This is a genomic window from Bathymodiolus heckerae thiotrophic gill symbiont (assembly GCF_900128515.1).
Taxonomy (GTDB): Bacteria; Pseudomonadota; Gammaproteobacteria; order PS1; family Pseudothioglobaceae; genus Thioglobus_A.
Genome location: NZ_FQTP01000218.1, coordinates 1 through 1152 on the forward strand (window position 1 = coordinate 1; position 1152 = coordinate 1152).

Consider the following 1152-nt stretch of genomic DNA (forward strand, 5'->3'; position numbering starts at 1 on the left):
TTACACCCTAATAAAACAAACTGAAAATGTAGATCCGACACCCACTTTACTATCAATACGTAATTCTGCATTATGCCTATGAGCAATATGATTAACAATTGCCAACCCTAACCCAGTTCCACCCTGCTCTTTAGATCTACCTTCGTCCACTCTATAAAATCTTTCTGTTAAGTGAGCTATATGCTTTTCAGAAATGCCTTTACCAAAATCTTGTACATCAAGACATAACTTATCATTCCCACCCTCATACCACTTAACTATAATTTTTGTTCCCTTAGGAGTGTAAAACATAGCGTTCTGTATTAGGTTAGTACACAGGCTAATTATTTCCGTTTCAACACCCTGAATTATTTTATCCGTTTCAATTTCTACGATAATTTTTTGATCAAAATCTTGGCAAACATGATTGATAATTTTGCTCATATCAATATCAACACTAATATCTTGAATATCGTCAGTACTTTCTAAACGTGAAAGCGTTAATAAATCTTCGATAATATTACGCATACGCTCAGACTGCTCATAGGATACATCAATCTGACTAGATAACAACTCTGGTAGATCGCTGCTTTCCTTAATCATTTCTAAGTAACCTGAGATCACTGTAAGCGGGGTACGCAGTTCATGAGATGCATTAGAAATAAAGTTTTTTCTCATTTCTAATGTTTTATTTCTTTGGGTGATGTCACGAGCGATTAGTAGTTTTGAATCAGGACCTATTGAAATCAACTTTAACAACAACTGTGTTGATAAATCTTTAGGTGATTCTATCTCAACTTCACTACCATCTTCGCCAGAAGACAGTAGCTTATATAGTTTAGGCGAGCGAATTAAATTATTGATACGCTGACCTCTGTCATTCTTTACAATATTTAACAACAGTCTAGATTTTTTATTACTCCAGTCAATTTCATTATTTTGATTAAGAACAATGGTAGCATAAGGAAAGCCTTTTAAGATACTTTGTGATCTTTTTAACAGGGCATTCATGCGTTTTTTTCTGTTACTACTCTTATTTTTTGTCTGTAATACTTGGTAATTGATTTTGTCCCAAATTCCATCACTATCCGGGGCGTTATCTTGCTTGGTTCCGCTAGTCACCCAAGTATAAAATTGTTGTAATTTATAGTACATCCAAATAATATAAAAAAA

General features: G+C 33.7%; 1 protein-coding gene. It reads right to left on the reverse strand.

Features of this window, described 5'->3' with window-relative positions:
• A partial coding sequence (gene phoR, locus BTHERMOSOX_RS11385) for a phosphate regulon sensor histidine kinase PhoR (RefSeq protein ID WP_138121223.1) occupies positions 1-1152 on the reverse strand: 1152 nt, incomplete at its 5' end.